Here is a 319-nt window from a genome sequence, read left to right as displayed (position 1 = left end):
AGTTTTTGGTTATGCTCTTTTTTAATTTAAAACTTATATGCTTCTTCCAGTACTGCTTTTATCGCCACTGCTGAGCTATTGGAATTAAGCCCTTTGAAGGCAATTGATAAAGGCGTATTATCTGGAATTACCTTTTGAATTGTTTGATATATTTGAGTAGTGTCGTTATAGGCCGTACCATGATTTATGCTTATGCTAACCATATTGTTTCTTTTGGAAATGACAAAATCTACACGTACTTGGTTAAAATTTGGAATTTCGTAAATACGACTTGATGTTTGCTCATTTAGATACTTTCTTACATCAGCCCAATCATTAC

Annotated in this window: 1 protein-coding gene; it reads right to left on the bottom strand. The window is 32.9% G+C overall.

Annotation, left to right across the window (positions count from 1 at the left end; all coding sequences use genetic code 11):
- Positions 1–26 precede the first annotated feature (26 nt).
- Positions 27–319, bottom strand: a 293-nt coding sequence (locus tag SB752_RS32175) for a hypothetical protein (protein ID WP_410719463.1), incomplete at its 5' end; no start/stop codon positions are given.

Source organism: Brevibacillus sp. SIMBA_040, assembly GCF_046535075.1.
Lineage (GTDB): Bacteria > Bacillota > Bacilli > Brevibacillales > Brevibacillaceae > Brevibacillus.
This window is presented reverse-complemented; position numbering and strand designations above follow the sequence as displayed.